This window comes from Halorubrum sp. AJ67 (assembly GCF_000513435.1).
On sequence record NZ_CBVY010000003.1, the window covers coordinates 47,542 to 49,037 of the forward strand.

Below are 1,496 nucleotides of genomic sequence, written 5' to 3' on the forward strand. Positions count from 1 at the left end.
GTCGCGCGCGGCCGCCGCGTCTCCGGAGCCGGACGCCGCCAGCCTAACCTCCTCCAGCGCGTCGCGGACGGCGTCGCCGTCGGCCTCCGCCCTCGCTCGCGTCGACGTCCGCGGGAAGAACCACCTCGTCGAGGAACCCGAGCTGACGGCCGCGGCCAGTAGCGCTTGCCGAGTGTCTATCGCGGCGACGACCGGAAACCGGGTGGTGTCCCCCCGCGCTTCGGCCCTGTGTAGCCGCCAGACGACCCCGTCCGTGGCGACGCCGTAGTCCTCGTCTCTGAACGGGTCGATCGACCCCTCGATGTCCTCGCTCGCCTCGGCTATCTCGCCTACCGGTCTCGTTTCACCGACAACCGGCGCGTCGGTGTTCGTGATCCGGAAGTCCGGAGCCGTCACGCTCGGTCCCGCCCAGTCCTTCGACGGATCGCTGAACCGGAGGTCGGCCGCTTCGAGCATCGGGCGCACGAGCGTCTCCTCGGTGAACGTCTCCGGTTCGCATCCGAGATCAAAATCGTCGAGGGATCGTTCGCCGGTGAGGATCGCTTCGAACGCCTGCGGACCGACCTCGTCGTGGAGATCGCTGACGAACGCCTCGAAGGCCGCTCGGATTGCCGGATTCGGCGAGTCGGTCATCCCGCCGCACGGGGGCGCGCCGAGGACTCCGAGAGATCCATTCGGTACGGCCGTTCCGCCGGAGTCACCTTAGTGCTGCTGTTGGCGTCGATTTCGGCGGCTGAATTGGAGAATTATCGATCCCGCGTCGCTCGCTACGACGAAGCCGACGTTGTTGCCGAGACTGCCGAAGCCCCAGCGCGAGAATCGAAGATTGTTTGGCAGCCGGCGGCTCCGCCGCCGGCAACTGCCCCTTCGAGTCCCATCCGACCGCAACCGCACCTCACGCCTCCCCAGCCTCGTCGCTGGCACCCTCCGCTTCGCTCCGGGAGCCAGCGACTCCCTCGCGCGGCGCTCCTCGGCCGCGATGCGGCCTCGGAGGCGCGCGCCACCGCACGGCGGATCACGTATCTCTCCGCTGTACCGACCACGCGAGCGATCCGCGACTCCGATCAGCTATTACCGGTCGGGATCCAACGCCACGCCATGGAACGAACCGTGACGGTCGAACCCGAGGCCGGACTCCACGCGCGACCCGCCTCGAAGTTGGTACAGACGGCGAACCGATTCGACGCCGACGTGTCGGTCGGACGCGCCGCCGACGGCGACGACGGACTCGTCCGCGCCGACAGCATGCTCTCCGTGAGCGGGCTGAACGTCGAACACGGCGAGTCGGTCCGCGTGGTCGCCGAGGGCCCGGACGCCGGGGCGGGCGCTGGACGCGGTCTGCGACCTGCTCACGAGTCCGGTGGAGGAGGACGCCGGGGAGGGCACTGCGACCGACGGCGACGCGGAGGACGCCCCGTCGAGGACGCTCGACGGCGGTCGGAAGGACACGCCGCGGTCCGGCGCGTACGGCGCGCTGTACGACCGACGCGACCTCG

Annotated in this window: 2 pseudogenes; one reads left to right on the forward strand and one right to left on the reverse strand. The window is 69.9% G+C overall.

What is annotated here, in order from left to right:
- Window positions 1–633: pseudogene (locus BN903_RS17165) on the reverse strand (hypothetical protein); the annotation flags it as partial.
- Between the two features lie 465 nt (window positions 634–1,098).
- On the opposite strand from BN903_RS17165, the pseudogene BN903_RS15520 reads away from it, so the two are divergent.
- Window positions 1,099–1,360: pseudogene (locus BN903_RS15520) on the forward strand (HPr family phosphocarrier protein); the annotation flags it as partial.
- Between the last annotated feature and the right edge of the window lie 136 nt (window positions 1,361–1,496).